This is a genomic window from Paenibacillus sp. FSL P2-0173 (genome assembly GCF_038008045.1).
Taxonomy (GTDB): domain Bacteria; phylum Bacillota; class Bacilli; order Paenibacillales; family Paenibacillaceae; genus Paenibacillus; species Paenibacillus polymyxa_B.
On sequence record NZ_JBBOYK010000001.1, the window covers coordinates 2220001 to 2235671 of the forward strand.

Consider the following 15671-nt stretch of genomic DNA (forward strand, 5'->3'; position numbering starts at 1 on the left):
GCTTTTAGAGATACCTGATCCTCTAGCCAAATCTTTTTGACCACGCCGTCTTCTGTATACTCGACATAATTTTGGCCTTCGGAAGCTCTAAACTTAGGCTTCAACTTAAATTTGGCTATGATATCCGCTGCTGACTCCATACCAAGTGATTTGGAGGAGACCTTAATCTTCCCTTCTTTGGGAGTCTCGGACCACACGCGAGTATATAATGGAATACCTAAAACCACTTTTTGAGGCGGCACTTCATCTTCCTGAATAATTCGCTTAATTGACGCTTCCGTCCATGGTAGCGAGGCGACAGAACCAGCCTTTGGACTAGCCGCCCAATGTTCATCATATGCCATTACCATGAGGTAATCTGTGATGGTGCCTAATGATTTTCGATCTAAAAAAGCTGACCACATCTCACTTTGAGATTTAGGCGTTACATCAATGGACAGTATCAAATCATGTTCCCGGGCCATCGGTTTAAGTTCCCGCAAAAATTGGGTGACATTTGGGCCATCCTTCGTATGAACATTTTCAAAGTCAATATTAATACCGTCCAGATCATTTTCTAGGGCAAGTGAAATCATCTGATCTACAATCGACTTTCGACGTTCAAAGGTGGACAAAGCTTCTGTTGTTAATTCGGGATTAAAGCTGTTGCTCAACAAGCCCCAAACCTCCATCCCCTTGCGATGTGCCCAGCTGACATAGGCAGGATCTGCCTTGCTTTCTACAGTACCTTCATGATCGACGACACTGAACCACGTAGGGCTCACCACATTTACTCCAGGCATAGGATCAAACTTGGAAGGATCGGGCTTGCGATTATAGACAGCTTCCCAAGCGAGGTTTACTGATCTACCCTCCCAATGTTTTTCCGAGATGGACAAATCGTCCTTAACCGAAGGGATCACAAGCTCTTCTCCTTCAGCGACATGGTCTGACTTAATGTATCCTGCATAACCATTGTCTAACTGAACAAAATACCAATCGCCCTGTTTGGACCAAATACGCACCTTCGTCCGCTGAGATATATCTGTCAAAATGAAAGATAGGCTAGAGGCTTCTTTACGTAAGGCGATTGTAGCATCCTGTGGGCCATCCTTCTTTTCTACACTCCCCAGCCTGACCTTCTCCCCAGCCTTCATTAGGATGACAGCACCAGTCACAGGATCTTCGTGTATAGAAACGCCGTATACTTCACGTACAGCCTCTATCGGGATATATACCTCTCCACTGATTACCTGAGGGGCTGCGCTCAGCGCATATGTTTTACCATTCAGTTCCCCTTGTGCCTTCGAAACCTTCATATGGAGCAGGTTTTGTCTCGTCGCCATAATGACGGTTTGGCTGTCATCCTCATAGCGAACCGTAGGATCAATTTTACTTTGCACCAATTTAAGCGGCATCAGCATGTTCTTGCCGGAGCTCTGAGCTTCATACCCAGTCAACTTTCCCTGCATAAAAATAGGACGGACACTGCCCTGCCAATCGGGTTTCTCGTGAAGGGGATTGCCAAACCATACAACAGTAATTGCACATATAATCGCTGCAAATAATAGCAGGCTTGCCGCTCCTTTGAATCGTGAACGTTTACGGCGGCGTCTGGAATGATTTCTGGCCAATATTGAACCTCCATTTTATGAACTTTGAATTTCCGTATTTTGTAACCTCAACAGATTACTTAAAACAAAAATAAAGTGATTTAAACAAAAAAACGCGGTAAATCCCCGCTTATGGGGAATTCCTCACGTTTCCAATCCATTACAATATATACATACCGCACAAAAAACTTCTATTCCTTGTTTCGTTACGTTTGTTTGTTACTACAAGCTTTGCATACTCCGTGTAACTCCATACGATGTCCATGCACCTCGAAGCCTGTTTCCAACGCGGCATGGCGTTCCACATCGGCCAAATACGGATAACTGAAATCTTCAATCTTTCCGCATTTTTCGCAAATGATGTGATAGTGCTCCGAAATATTGGCATCATAACGACTGGCGTTATCTCCATAGGTCAACTCATGTACCATACCCGCTTCTATAAACATCTTTAAGTTATTATAAACCGTAGCCACACTCATACTTGGAAACTTGGACTCAAGCGCTCGATATATTTCATCTGCAGTCGGGTGCCCCATAGTTTCCATTAAATAGTTTAATATGGCATGACGCTGGGGTGTTATGCGTACACCTGTCTTCTTCAGAAGTTCCAAAGCATGCTGGACGCGTGCTGCCATATATGTCCACCGCCTTATCCCTTACTTACGATCCTATCAATTACCACGCATCTATTTACAATTCACTTCTAAACCTACTCACATTGTACGGTCTACTCAAGTTTCTTGTCAACGCGCCGTATTGTCGCCGGATATTCCTATAGAGGTATCTGTCTCAGAAGCTCCCGGTTCAGCCGCAGAGCTTTCAGATGTATCGGGCGCAGTCGTACCCCCGGAATCATCCAAGTCGGGTAACGACGGCATCAGTAACTTTTTAATGGTTAAATTACTGTTGCCCTCTACGTTGATCGCATACTTGCCTGTCCCGTTTTGGCCTGAAATACTTTTACTGTCTATTTTAAATGGAAAATCGGATTGAAGATTACCATAACTGCTTGAACCCTCTAACTGAAAATCTCCATTCGACGGAAGATCCAATACGATATCACCGACAGCACTGTATATTTTCCAATCTCCGCCTATCTGCTCGCTATGCACTTTGATAGAGCCATTAAGCGAATTTGCATTCAGCTTGGCTGTAGAATTCAGCACATTCATGTCACCATTCTGAGTATCTACGGTGATGTCCCCTTCCGAACGAGCGAGCTGAATATCACCTACCATGGTGTGCAGTGTCACAGCTCCTTCAATATCGCCTGCTTGCATGTCGCCACGGTTCGTGCGCACATCCACATCTCCAGAAATCCGATGCAATTTAACCTGACCGTTCAGCGTGCCTCCCTTGACATTGCCGATAGCGTCATTAACAGTGAGATTTCCATTACCGCTCTCAAGCCGAATGCTGTCAATTGCATCAACTCCATTCAAGGAAATATTCCCGTTGGAGGTTCTAATCTGCACATTGAACCGCCGGTCCTCCGGCACGGTGATCAGCATGTTCACACGAGGCTGACGTTTGCTTGATGCTCCGTACGACTTTGCCTCCGGACGAATCTGGATAGTCTTGCCGTCGGTAGAAGTCAGTGAAGAAGCTTGAGCAATCTTGTCCGCTTCGGCAGCAGGCGCTTGATCCACCCACAGAGTACCTCGTACCTCTATATTGGACACAGGCCGTCTGATCAGTGTTACATCACCATTAACCGAATCAACTACTAAATCGGACGTCTGCATAGTTACAGGTACCAGCATACCACCCATATCATACCGATTCTCTTTAGCCTGGCTAAAATCCATAGAGGCTGACGTCAGATTGAGACTGACCCGGTTCCACAGATACATATAATGATTTTGCTGGGTCACGATAAAAACCGAGGCTGCCACTACCAAAGCGGACAGAATCCCCTTTAGGTCAGGTCTGAATCGCCTTCCGTTGTCAGACTTGCCTTCTTTCCGATAGTACATGGCAAAAAAAATCAGATACTCCAGTCCCCAAAGCACAAAGATTACGGGCCACCAAACGAGGAGCTGAAGCATATATTCAGTATTTTGAAACACATCTACAATAAGCAAAATGCCTACAGCCATCAACAGAAGCGAAGAGGTGTAGCGCCCGACTCTTATTTTGCGGTGCACGCCAGCTTCACCCTCTTTCTTTCAACTTTTTACGCTTAAAGTTCAGAAAGGCTTCCCTTAGAAAAAGGAATAAACCGATCATCATTAATAAAATGGCCAGCGTAAGGAATCCATAATCCTCAAAGAAATTACTCAACCAGCGAGGTTTCATGCGAAACAAAATCATAAGTCCACCGCCTGCCACCATTAGCACAGCAAAAGCAAAGCCTCTCTCCCATGCATAAAAAGGACTACTTTGCTGGCCTCTAGCATCCATTCGTGCATAACGATCTGGCTTACGCCGATAACGAACCATGTAATCTGCTGACTGTAAGACATCATATACATTATAAAAATATAAAACGGGTATGAACAATCCAAGCAAAATAAGTAATGGAATGTTGATCCTCAAGCCGTCAGAGGAAACATACAACATCGCAAAAATATCTAGCAGGAGCAATACAATAAAACTAAGTCCCCTAATAAACAGCCCTAAAAAAAGATGTCCCAGTCCGGGTAACAATGCCGCCATGATAATAGCAATCACTTTGCGAAATTTAGCGTATTTTAGACGTTTCCCCTGTCTGGGCTGTTCCCGCTGTTCCGATGCTTGTAGCTGTCCATCCTCACCAGACGGTAACGGTTGTTCCGAGTTCATGCCATCCTCCCCTTTGAATCCCATGCGTGGCTCCGCTGAAAATACTTCGATGCTTACATAGTACCCCAATCGGATTTAAGAGTAACTGTTAAAAAAAGGTAGACTATTACTCAACGGAGACAGCAGCTATATCTTCCCATTGTCGTAAATCAGCTGCAATACGTACGGGATTAAAATCATGACGGGCCAGCACCTCTAGGGAAACCTCCATACTCTGCCGATCTGGGTGTAATTCGTGAAATGGGACATTTTCATGTTCTTTAATCATTATTTTACGTATTTCCACTTTTTCTTGCTCTAAATAAGTCGAAATCTGCTCCAGCAGTCCGTGAGAGGACAATCCGTACAATGTAATAAGATGACGCTTGCGTCCACGCATATACCGAAGTTCAACTTTGTTAAACACCCATAAATTTAAAAATACGAGCGCTGTCGCCGCTATAGACGGGAAATAAAAGCCTGCTCCCACCCCAAGGCCAATAGCAGCCACGACCCAAATGGAAGCCGCAGTCGTTAGTCCGGTAATGGATTTACCTGTGAACATAATCGTCCCTGCACCCAAAAAGCCTACGCCAGTGATCACAGCCGTAGCCAAACGAGCGGGATCTATGCGTACATTAACTTCTTTAATGAAATCGGCAAAGCCGTAAATGGAGAGTAGCATAATCAGCGTCGAACCAAGACTGACCATAATATGAGTCCTCAAACCAGCTGCGTGATTGGAACGTTCGCGTTCAAAACCAATGAATCCACCGAGAAGCATGGACAGTAAAAGCCGTAAAATGATATGTGAATCGTCTATAATCCACGGATTATTCATTCGAGTCTCTCCTCCCGGTTATGTCGTGCTTCCCACTCCGGGTGCGCGGTTTGTGGGCTTATGTGCATTTTTAATGCCAATTTAATGTTATCTCAATGCTATTCCACCTTATGCAGATGGTAGGTGGTTAATTCCACGCCTGGGGCGACCTCGGCCGCAGATACGGGGCGAAAGCCATGTTTTCGATATAATGTCACCGCAGGAGTATTTAAGGTTCCTGTAGAGACGATAAACAACGGGATATTTTGATATTCACTCAAAACATGCTTCATTAAAGAGTCCGCAATGCCTTTACGAAAATGATCCGGGTGAACCATCATACGTGTAAGGGTAAGCGAATCGGGCGACTCAGACTGCACAGCCAGTGCTCCTAGCAATTCACCGTCCTCCAGCCACCCATAAAAAGACTCTCCACAGCTTTTCAGCGTATCCAATGTATCCATCAGTGGAGGAATCTCATCAAACCCAATCAGCTCAGCTTCCAACCTATAGGCAACGTGCTGTAGACGCCATATCTGACTGACGATATCATCATCTTCCAATGAACATAGGGTAACCATGCTGTTTTCCCTCCTAAGGAAACTCATAAAATGCCATCAGGATTCTAAAGCTTGTTCGCGCCAACCGTTCTCAGCGTCTATGCAAAAGGGGCCTGTCCCTAAAAGACAAGCCCCTGTCAAATCTATGCCATTAGCGGTTCAGCACTTCCGTCAGCAACTTATTAGCAAGACCAGGGTTTGCCTTCCCCTTGCTCTCCTTCATCACTTGACCGACTAGGAAGCCGATGGCCTTTTGCTTGCCAGCTTTGTAATCTTCGACCGATTGCGGGTTAGCTGCTACAACTTGTTCGACAATCGTCAGGATTGCACCCTCATCACTGATTTGTACAAGCCCTTTTTCTTCAACAATTTGCTGTGGCAGTTTATCACTTTCCAGCATTTCCTTGAAGACCGTTTTAGCGATTTTGCTATTGATCGTTCCCTTCTCCAGCAGTCCGATCATTTCACCCAAGCCCCGTCCGGTCAATTTAACCTGCGACAGCTCCACACCGGCACTGTTCAAATAACCGAGTAAATCCCCCATAATCCAGTTGGATACTGCTTTGGCATCCTTGGTGAATTGAAGGCTATCCTCGAACAAATCGGCCAATGGCTTGGAGGACGTAATCACCTGGGCATCATACTCAGGTAATCCATATTCCGAAGTGTAGCGTGCTTTACGCTGGTCAGGCAATTCAGGAATCGAAGCACGAATGCGTTCTTTCCATTCCTCATCTATATGCAGTGTAACGAGATCCGGGTCTGGGAAATAACGATAGTCATGGGCCTGTTCCTTACCACGCATGGATAAAGTTTTACCTTGCGCTTCATCCCAACGACGTGTCTCCTGTACAATCGTTCCGCCTTCGTCCAGCGTCTGCTCCTGGCGGAACTGTTCATATTCCAGTCCGCGCTGTACGCCACGGAAGGAGTTCATGTTTTTCAGTTCCGCTTTAGTTCCCAGCTCTTTTTGTCCATGCGGACGAAGGCTAATATTCGCGTCGCAGCGAAGTGATCCTTCCTCCATCTTCACATCGGATACGTCACAATACTGCATAATGGCACGTATTTTTTCCAGATAGGCCTTGGCTTCTTCCGGCGAAGATATTTCCGGCTCCGAAACGATCTCGACCAATGGTGTGCCGACCCGGTTAAAATCGACCAAAGATGCGTAGCCACCATCAACATGTGTTAATTTCCCTGCGTCTTCTTCCAGATGCAGTCGGGTAATACCGATACGCTTTGTCTCACCATTCACTTCAATATCAATCCAGCCATTTTCGCCAATGGGTTGATCGTATTGTGAGATTTGGTAAGCCTTAGGTGAGTCGGGGTAAAAATAGTTCTTGCGGTCAAACTTGCTCACATCAGCAATGGTGCAATTCAGCGCCATTGCTGCTTTCATCGCATAATCAACGGCCTGACGGTTCAATACCGGCAGCACCCCTGGATGACCGAGACAGACCGGACATGTATGAGAGTTGGGTGGTGCTCCGAAGGATGTCGAGCATCCACAGAATATTTTAGACTTCGTATGCAATTCCACGTGCACTTCAAGTCCGATGACCGTCTCATATTTGGATGTAGTTGTAGACATGAATAGGTTCCCTCCTTTTTGGCAAATTACAGCTGCGGACGCTGCTTGTGAAATTCGGTATTTTGTTCAAAAGCATGAGCTACGCGTAGCACGGAAGACTCGTCAAAGGCTTTTCCGATAATTTGTAGTCCGACTGGCATTCCATCCGCAAGACCACACGGAATGCTGATGGCTGGCACACCAGCCAAGCTTACCGGAATCGTCAAAATATCGTTCAAATACATTGTTAATGGATCGTCCACTTGCGAGCCGATTTTGAAAGCAGTTGTCGGTGCAGTAGGTCCGATAATCACATCATATTGTTCAAATACACGATCAAAATCCTGTTTAATCAGTGTGCGCACTTTTTGAGCTTTCAAATAATAGGCATCGTAGTACCCGGAGCTGAGTGCATAGGTACCCAGCATAATCCGACGCTTCACCTCGGGACCAAACCCCTGCGTACGGGACTGATGGTATAGATCAAGCAGGTTGTCCGGATTGTCAGAACGCACACCATAGCGCACGCCGTCAAAACGGGCCAGATTGGATGACGCTTCGGATGAAGCCAGCAGGTAATATGTAGCTACCGCATATTCTGTGTGAGGGAGAGACACTTCTTCCCAAACAGCACCCAGTCCTTCCAGCGTTTTCAGTGCATCCAGCACCTTTTCCTTGACCTGAGGATCGACGCCCTCACCAAGATACTCTTTAGGCACAGCGATACGAAGTCCTTTTACATCCCCGGTTAAAGCGTTCAAATAATCAGGAATGTCTACCTTCGCAGAAGTGGAGTCCTTCTGGTCATAACCTGCAATGGCTTGTAGGACATAGGCTGAATCCTGAACATTTTTAGTAATGGGTCCAATTTGGTCTAAAGAGGAGGCAAAAGCCACCAGTCCAAAACGGGATACTAGACCATAGGTTGGTTTCAGGCCAACTACACCGCAGTAAGAAGCAGGCTGGCGAATGGAACCACCTGTATCCGAACCGAGTGTGAAATAAGCCTCACCCGCTGCAACAGCCGCAGCTGAGCCGCCACTGGAACCGCCGGGAACACGTTCTAAATCCCAAGGGTTACGTGCAGGGAAAAAGCTGGAGTTCTCGTTAGAGCCGCCCATGGCGAATTCGTCCATGTTCATTTTACCGAGTGTCACGGTTTGCGCTGCGCGTAACTTGCTAACAACTGTGGCATCGTAAACGGGATCAAAATTTTTCAAAAACTGACTGCCACATGTTGTACGCAGCCCTTCTGTCACGATATTATCCTTAATACCAACCGGCAGGCCAAACAACAGCCCTCTTTCCTCTCCGGAAATCAGCTGATCATCCAGCTGACGTGCGGATGCACGGGCCTGTTCCTCGTCAACGGTAATATAAGCTCTGATCTTGTCTTCCCGCGCACCAATCGTCTCCAGAGCGTGTCCCACCAGATCACTCACGGAAATTTCCTTTTGATGCAGCTTGTTATGTATCTCGGGCAATGTGTTATTGAACAAGCTCAATTTGCATCCTCCTTTCAAATATGAGATCTATTCCAGAACAGCAGGAACCTTAAACTGTCCGTCTTCTTCTTCAGGTGCATTGCGCATCACTTGCTCATGTGTCAAACTTTCGCGAACTTCGTCGTCTCGCATGACATTGCTGACGTGCAGCACATGAGTGGTCGGTTTTACCTGCTCCGTATCCAGCTCATTCAGCTTCTCCGCATAATGGAGAATGGCGTTTAATTGTCCTGTCATCGTTTCTTCCTCAGCCGCGGTCAGATTCAACCTGGACAGCTTGGCTACGTGACGGACATCTTCCGTGGAAATGTTCATACAAAACCCTCCTCATGTATATGAGGATTTTGCAAAAAATTCTATAGGCGGCTTCCAATGAGCAAGATATAGATCAAAATGGTTTAGTTCATCTATATATTGCACTTCGGAGCGACTGGAATTGAATTTTGCAAAATCCTGATATTAAAAAATGCTGCACCGAACTTCGAAATAACGTTTTTAATTATAGGATAGAACCCTTTACAATTCAATCTTTGACGCGGTACAGAAGCAAACTGTACATCAATGAGGTAAATGTTGCTAAAAGGATATAAAAAAAGCACCTCTCGGTGCTCTTTCGAGAAAACTATAGGAGCTGAGATTGTGCCCATTATATATTTTTAAAAAGAGTCGGCAGTAGCCGACTCCTATATCCAAGCACGCAAATTGACTTGTCTGATAAAATCAGCCTGTGACAACAACTCTGCCGCGGTTTCTTCTTCCTCTTCAGTCTCTACCGAATCAAGACCACCGTTCATTACATGCTTGAACAGTTTCTCATTATGAGTAGCAAGGGCGTAATCTATCAGCGCTTCACGCTCAATCCGCTCGGCTTCCAGCTTGAGAATACTCTCTTCCAGCTCGATGTCCCCGGATGGTACAAAAAAGTTGCGGTTCACCTTCGGTACGCGAATGACATAGTCAAAAGCATTGTCCGCATTACGGTCGTAAGCAATGATATAACCATGTTCGCCCACAGGAAGATTCTGCTCAAAAGCATCCGCGACGATCATAATTCTAGCTCCTAAATGATGCATCGTTAGCCCCCCCGTTTGTCTGAACTTATCTGCTAAGTCTACTAAAAAAAAAGTAGCTTGTCTATATCATCTATGTATCTTCATAATCGACCGTCTCCACGTCCCAACCTGTGTTCATTCAGCCTCACATGCCAGTTTTGTGAAGGGATTCCGCTCCGTCGTTTCACCTTTTTCCAAGTCATGATCTTCGGCTCGGAACCTACCACAGAATCTTCAATATCTATTATATTGGGAACACGGAAACTACCTCCAATCTCACGTTGTACCCCAAATATATGTTTTCTTTTCATTCTTGCTCCCCCTTGTGATCTGACGGCCTCATGCCTCTTTATCCTCTTAATGGGCAAAAAAAAGAACGCAAACCGGGATTCATCCACAGCTTGCGTGCTTCGCGAGTTTAGTATGTAACTTTAATAAATTTATGTTAACAAAAATAAAAACCTTTGTCTATACATAATTTATAATTTGTTGTCGAAATGGGGCAAAACCTGTCACACCTTTGATTTTGCCCCTACTGAAAACGTTCATCACATTTACCGGATATACGGATTATTAGCTTTCTCATAACCGATAGACGTTTTGGGACCGTGACCGGAATAGACTGTAACGTCATCTCCGAGCGGAAACAATTTGTTCTGAATAGAATCGTATAGATCCCGTTCCCGGCCACCCGTCAGATCCGTGCGTCCGACGCCCTGACGAAATAGCACATCCCCGGAAAAAAGATCTTTGCCGCACAAAAAGCTGACACTTCCGGGTGAATGGCCCGGTGTATGGAAAACCCGGAACGTGTGCCCGATCAGGTTCAATTGCTGACCTTCTGCCAAATCATACTCGGCAGGTTCCGTCGAGATCGGAGGGGATGCCTCTGGCCACATCAAGGAACCATTCAGCTTAGGAGATGTGAGCCAGTCTTGCTCCAAGGCGTGCAGATAAACCGGGCAGCCTTTGGTATTGCGAATCTCCTCTACTCCACCGATATGGTCAAAATGGGCATGAGTCAGCAGGATAGCTTCAATGGTCAGTGGCTCAATAGCTCTGAGCAAAGGACCCGGATTCATCCCCGGATCAATAATAACGGCGCGCTGCGGATCATCCCCTTGAAGCAAATAAGCATTTGTTTGGAGAGGACCGAGATTAAAGCTGCGAATAGATAACGTCATAAGTTAAAATCCCGAGATCAGCTCGCGTAATTCCTGAACAATTACAGGATGGACCTCGGTTCCCTCCCCATATTTTTCAGCCATTTCTTTACGAGCAACTGCGATTTTTTCTTGATAATCATCAGCTTCCCGATCTGGATTTTCACGTTTGAATCCGATCATAATTTGTTGGACATGTGCAGGGCGTGGTCCCCAGTGGCCAAGTACGTGACCTCCTGTATCCGCAAAAATCACAATCGGAACAGCACGTCCGCCCATTGTCAGGAAGTCATCCATCAGCGCCTGATGGTTTTCCAAGATTAATACTTCGGTCGGAATCCCGCTATTCTCCAGCGCGCGGAACACAACTGGCACATTGCGCACCACGTCCCCACACCAGTCGGCAGCCAAAATAAGCACGCGCAGATCATCCCGATGGTTCAAGCTTTCAAAATACTCTCGATCCTCTTCGCGATTCCATACAAACTGATCGTACCCAGAGCGGAAGGCTTCTTTGTTCTTTTCCATGCCCTCCATAAACTGTTCAGGGCTTAAGCCCTTTCCGAAGTATTGCGATACATTAGTACGGCTCATGTTATACACTTCCTTTTTTGTTTTTGGACAAAATCCACTTGATAACAAAATAAATGATCAAGAGTGCAAGGGCAACCAGCAAAATCGGTTTGATGTAAGGTGCTGCAACTTCGTCAATTTGCTCCCACTTGTCTCCTAGCAGCATACCTAAATATATAAACAAAACAGACCAAGGTATAATCGCTAGCGTTGTCAAAATAGTAAAGCGCCATACGTTCATTCGAGCCAACCCGGCAGGGATTGAGATGGCATGACGCACAACAGGAATAAAGCGAGCTGTGAAAATGACCCCTGTGCCGTATTTGTTAAACCAGGCTTCAGCATGGTCGACATGACTTTTTTTGATAAGTATGTATTTCCCATACTTATCTAATACCGGTCTGCCGCCATAGCGCCCAATCCAGTAAATGAATAGCTGGGCCAGCACCCCGCCAATCGTTCCAAAAACGACTGCGCCAAAAAAATTAATATGACCCGAGGATACCAAAAAGCCACCATAAGCGAGGACAATTTCGCTTGGAATGACCTCAACCATCAAGCCTAGCATAATACCAAAATACCCAAGACTACGAATGATCTCAAACAAATAATTAATGATACTAGATATTTGGTCCACTTCTCTTCCCACTCCCTGCCTGTTTCTCTATTTTCATTAGTGTATCACAGCGGCAGAACAAGTCGCCACTTCGCCCAAATAGGGAGGTCAGTGACCCCGACCCCTCTGCCCGCATAAGTTGAGAGAGAGAGGAGGGGGTACAATATGCCTCCCGGCAAATTCCCCAAACATGACAATTCACAATCCCGTTTACCCACGGCTCGTGGTATTCGCCGCGCATGTATCAAAGAGTTGTATCGAACCTGCAAACGTCTGCCTGTTCACATTGCTCCTGATCTGGTCAAGCAGGGCGAGGAGCTATACTGCCGCAAGGTCGTCGGACACCTTATCTGGATTGCGGAAAACCATAGTAACCGCAAACTACTATGCGACTGGTGGGACGAAGATGTCAGTGAGGAGCTCGCAGCATTGTGGAAGGTGGATCGCGATGTTTTGTGCACCGCTTTTAGAAGTGCCTATGGTGGATAGATGTTTGCGTGCTGCAACTATGAACCGTGAACTACAAAAAAAGTGGAGCCACCCCGCAGTGGCTCCACTTTTACTATATTCCTAGCTGTGTGTCTGCTTTTTCCCTGCTCCATCGGGAAGCAAATCCGCACAAGCGCGTTCCAAATAAGGATCAGCATGAATAAAATCCCGAAATGCTGTGTATTCATGCCACAGAACGGATTGTTCTCCCGCTTGCCCTTTGACGGCACGAATCAGAATGTTTTTAGGTGTATGCTCCATGTCGATAAATTCCAACAGCTGTGTCCGATATCCCATCATATCCAGCAGTTTGGCCCGGATTCCATCCGTTGCCAGTGCTGAAAAACGCTCCTTTAAAATACCATGGGAAAGCAACGGCTCCAATACCGGATTTTCCAGTTGGCTGAACAGCTCATGCTGGCAACACGGAACCGACAAAATGACAGAAGCTCCCCAGCGGACGGCCTTTTCCAGCGCCGCATCCGTTGCAGTATCACAAGCGTGCAAGGTAACAACCATATCCACCTGTTCCAGTTCGTTATAGTCTGCGATATCACCAACCAGAAACTCCAACTGTCGATATTGCAGCTTTTGAGCCAGAACATTACAGGTTTCAATGACATCTGCCTTCAAGTCCAAACCAACGATCTGCAATGGTCGCTTTTGCTGTACAGCCAAATAGTGATACAGCGCAAAGGTCAAATACGATTTGCCACAGCCAAAATCCACAATCGTCAATGGGCGGCCTACCGGAAGGCTAGGCAATACATCCTGCACCATTTCGAGAAACCGGTTAATTTGACGAAACTTATCATACTTGCGGGCCAGTACCTTACCATCCTCATTCATAATCCCCAGCTCAATCAGGAAAGGAATTCGTTCCCCTTCTTCGAGCACATATTGCTTTTTGCGATTATGAGACAGGTCGGCTTTACTTTTGCTCGGTGACTTTGTCAGAATGGATACTTTATATTTTTTACTGATCAGCACTTGGTAGTCTGCATCCTTGGCGCATAAAAGTCCTTGGCGGAACGTGTCCTCAAACAAGGCAGTCATACGCTCATTAGCTTCGTCAGGGGTCAGATTTTCATGAATGACTTTGTTGCTATAATGAAAAGCAAACTGGTAATGCAGCTTGTTTTTCAATTCTACAGGTTTGATTTGCACTTTAGTAAAAGAAGCATCCTCCCGTTTGCGAAGCTGACTCAGCGTCGCTGTGATAAGGGATCCTCCCGTGGTCAATTGGTATATAAGTTCGCGCAGTGAATCCAAAAGGTACATCTCACTTTCTTTCATGTAATTGGGTGATCTCGGTCAAACCCTCGGTGACTTCCTGGCGTGAAATTCCACCCAGCTCCAGCTCTGCATTGGTCTTATCCAGTAATTGACTATAAAACGTCTCAGCTTCCGCTAGCAGCTCTGGCTGCTCCCAGGCCAATCCAAACCAGACATCGGCGGCTTCGTCCAGCCTGTTTTCTCGCTCGTAATGAACAGCCAACAGTTTGCTGGTTTCAGGGGGAAGCTCATATTCATGCACCAGTTGCACGATACACGCTATTCGTTCAGGCAAGACCTGCAGATCACGAGTCGCGCCATTCGTATCGCGGTACAAATATAAATGAAGAGATTTCATCAAGATTCGTATGCCCTCGTCTGTTCTGCTGGTTTCCAGGTAAATCACGGCTTCTTCTTCCAAAATGCGAGCCACCTGCTGAAGCTTATCCGCTTCAATTCCAGGGCCCAATCGGAAAAGCTCAATAATTTGTTCCGGCGGCAATCGTCTGAGCAAATCTGAACGAAGACGAAACTGCTTGTTGAGCAGGTCATCTAGCTGTTTTAGCGCTTCGACGTGTTTATTTTCACGCCTTAGACCGAGCACCGATGCTACTGCCGATGTCAATTCTTCCATCATACTGAGCAAATAATCTTTTCTAAGCAAGCCGTTCCCTTCCTTTCATTCCGATGCCTAGACAACCAGGAACCCTGTCCCTTCTGATTGTAAGACATCCTTGTCTAAAAGCCAAATGCCCTACCATGCAGAAATACCACTTATAACCTTCACCCTCAGTTAACAACATCAATGATCAGGAAGTCAGAATGCTCACGTATGGCAGTGAAATACCTACGGTACAGTACTTTGTAGCTGATCATGTGAATAGCGAATGATGAGTTTTTTTAAAATCAATATTGCTTCATCGTTAGTGTTGTGATATTTTTTGTTTCATACGAAATAAAAAATTAATCAGTATATTTAAACATTCCATAAAATTATTTATAATAATTATTTTCTTTAGAAACAAAATTTATATGAATATTTTTGTGAGAAAGGATGATGGAGTTTGGGTAAACAATTTAGCTCGATATTACCGGAACATCAAGAGTTTATACAGCGGCAGCACATTTTCTTTGTAGGATCAGCACCGCTATCCAAGACAGGGCACGTTAACCTTTCCCCCAAGGGATATGATTCCTTTCGTATTCTATCGGACCAAAGGGTAGCCTATCTCGACTTGGCGGGAAGCGGCAACGAGACAAGCGCTCACATTATCGAGAACGGACGGGTAACAATCATGTTTTGTGCATTTGAGGGCGCTCCCAGTGTATTAAAGCTCTATGGCACTGGTACCGTCGCGCTGCCTGATACTAAGCAATGGAATGAGCTGTACCCACTCTTCAACCCGCTTCCCGGTGCAAGACAAATCATTGTTGTGGACATTCACATGGTTCAGAATTCATGTGGTTTTGCGGTTCCCTTCATGACATACACGAGCGAACGGGAAAAGCTGAAGGAAGTCTCAATTCAGATGGGAGAAGAAGCACTTAAAAAATATGCCTATGAGAAAAATCTGGAGAGTATTGACGGTTTGCCGACAGCGTTTGCCTTAAACAAAAGCAATATAAATTAGACACCTTACACTCCTAAAAATAATTGACTACACAAAAAACCAGAACCTTCTGA

Annotated in this window: 18 protein-coding genes (1 of these 18 running past the window's edge); 2 read left to right on the forward strand and 16 right to left on the reverse strand. The window is 45.8% G+C overall.

The features are described from left to right. The 14 genes from MKX30_RS09945 to MKX30_RS10010 form a co-directional block, all read right to left on the reverse strand. Nucleotides 1–1613: the 5' portion of a glycosyl hydrolase family 18 protein gene (locus MKX30_RS09945; RefSeq protein ID WP_341062773.1), read on the reverse strand. The gene continues 106 nt to the left of window position 1, outside the view; the window shows 1613 of its 1719 coding nt (coding positions 1–1613); its start codon is at nucleotides 1611–1613; its stop codon lies beyond the left edge, outside the window. A 185-nt stretch (nucleotides 1614–1798) separates the two neighbouring features. After that, a complete protein-coding gene (locus tag MKX30_RS09950) occupies nucleotides 1799–2230 on the reverse strand; it encodes a Fur family transcriptional regulator (RefSeq protein ID WP_013311903.1) in 432 nt (143 codons plus the stop codon). Nucleotides 2231–2338: 108 nt separating this feature from the next. After that, nucleotides 2339–3742, reverse strand: coding sequence for a DUF4097 family beta strand repeat-containing protein (locus MKX30_RS09955; protein ID WP_028541863.1), 1404 nt, complete (start codon nucleotides 3740–3742; stop codon nucleotides 2339–2341). Nucleotides 3743–3749: 7 nt separating this feature from the next. Continuing rightward, nucleotides 3750–4403, reverse strand: a complete 654-nt coding sequence (locus tag MKX30_RS09960) for a hypothetical protein (protein ID WP_341062774.1) — start codon at nucleotides 4401–4403, stop codon at nucleotides 3750–3752. A gap of 82 nt (nucleotides 4404–4485) precedes the next feature. Then, nucleotides 4486–5199 (reverse strand): MgtC/SapB family protein, encoded by a 714-nt coding sequence (locus MKX30_RS09965; protein WP_341062775.1) that lies wholly within the window; start codon nucleotides 5197–5199, stop codon nucleotides 4486–4488. A 98-nt stretch (nucleotides 5200–5297) separates the two neighbouring features. After that, a complete protein-coding gene (locus tag MKX30_RS09970) occupies nucleotides 5298–5759 on the reverse strand; it encodes a GNAT family N-acetyltransferase (protein WP_028541861.1) in 462 nt (153 codons plus the stop codon). A 130-nt stretch (nucleotides 5760–5889) separates the two neighbouring features. Further along, on the reverse strand, nucleotides 5890–7335 hold the full coding sequence (gene gatB / locus MKX30_RS09975) for an Asp-tRNA(Asn)/Glu-tRNA(Gln) amidotransferase subunit GatB (RefSeq protein WP_013311908.1): 1446 nt from the start codon (nucleotides 7333–7335) through the stop codon (nucleotides 5890–5892). A gap of 26 nt (nucleotides 7336–7361) precedes the next feature. Continuing rightward, a complete protein-coding gene (gene gatA, locus MKX30_RS09980; protein WP_023990257.1) occupies nucleotides 7362–8819 on the reverse strand; it encodes an Asp-tRNA(Asn)/Glu-tRNA(Gln) amidotransferase subunit GatA in 1458 nt (485 codons plus the stop codon). A 27-nt stretch (nucleotides 8820–8846) separates the two neighbouring features. After that, nucleotides 8847–9134 (reverse strand): Asp-tRNA(Asn)/Glu-tRNA(Gln) amidotransferase subunit GatC, encoded by a 288-nt coding sequence (gatC, locus tag MKX30_RS09985; RefSeq protein WP_013311910.1) that lies wholly within the window; start codon nucleotides 9132–9134, stop codon nucleotides 8847–8849. A gap of 368 nt (nucleotides 9135–9502) precedes the next feature. Then, nucleotides 9503–9892, reverse strand: coding sequence for a hypothetical protein (locus tag MKX30_RS09990; protein ID WP_013311911.1), 390 nt, complete (start codon nucleotides 9890–9892; stop codon nucleotides 9503–9505). 80 nt (nucleotides 9893–9972) lie between these two features. Next, a complete protein-coding gene (locus MKX30_RS09995; protein WP_023990258.1) occupies nucleotides 9973–10182 on the reverse strand; it encodes a hypothetical protein in 210 nt (69 codons plus the stop codon). 243 nt (nucleotides 10183–10425) lie between these two features. Beyond that, nucleotides 10426–11055, reverse strand: a complete 630-nt coding sequence (locus MKX30_RS10000) for an MBL fold metallo-hydrolase (RefSeq protein WP_023990259.1) — start codon at nucleotides 11053–11055, stop codon at nucleotides 10426–10428. A gap of 3 nt (nucleotides 11056–11058) precedes the next feature. Next, complete coding sequence (locus tag MKX30_RS10005; protein WP_013311914.1) at nucleotides 11059–11628, reverse strand: thioredoxin family protein; 570 nt, start codon at nucleotides 11626–11628, stop codon at nucleotides 11059–11061. A gap of 1 nt (nucleotide 11629) precedes the next feature. After that, nucleotides 11630–12244, reverse strand: coding sequence for a DedA family protein (locus MKX30_RS10010; RefSeq protein WP_013311915.1), 615 nt, complete (start codon nucleotides 12242–12244; stop codon nucleotides 11630–11632). A 144-nt stretch (nucleotides 12245–12388) separates the two neighbouring features. On the opposite strand from MKX30_RS10010, the gene MKX30_RS10015 reads away from it, so the two are divergent. Next, nucleotides 12389–12712 carry a hypothetical protein gene (locus MKX30_RS10015; protein WP_023990260.1) on the forward strand — a complete coding sequence of 108 codons (324 nt, stop codon included), beginning with the start codon at nucleotides 12389–12391 and terminating at the stop codon, nucleotides 12710–12712. A gap of 81 nt (nucleotides 12713–12793) precedes the next feature. Here the strand turns inward: MKX30_RS10015 and MKX30_RS10020 are convergent, their stop codons facing one another. After that, nucleotides 12794–14008 carry a class I SAM-dependent methyltransferase gene (locus MKX30_RS10020; protein WP_341056679.1) on the reverse strand — a complete coding sequence of 405 codons (1215 nt, stop codon included), beginning with the start codon at nucleotides 14006–14008 and terminating at the stop codon, nucleotides 12794–12796. Next, nucleotides 13995–14651 carry a DUF6483 family protein gene (locus tag MKX30_RS10025; protein WP_341062776.1) on the reverse strand — a complete coding sequence of 219 codons (657 nt, stop codon included), beginning with the start codon at nucleotides 14649–14651 and terminating at the stop codon, nucleotides 13995–13997. The genes MKX30_RS10020 and MKX30_RS10025 overlap by 14 nt, the downstream gene beginning before the upstream one ends. Nucleotides 14652–15051: 400 nt before the next feature. Here MKX30_RS10025 and MKX30_RS10030 point away from each other — a divergent pair, with 400 nt between their 5' ends. Continuing rightward, a complete protein-coding gene (locus MKX30_RS10030; protein ID WP_340959871.1) occupies nucleotides 15052–15618 on the forward strand; it encodes a pyridoxamine 5'-phosphate oxidase family protein in 567 nt (188 codons plus the stop codon). The last annotated feature ends 53 nt before the right edge of the window (nucleotides 15619–15671 follow it).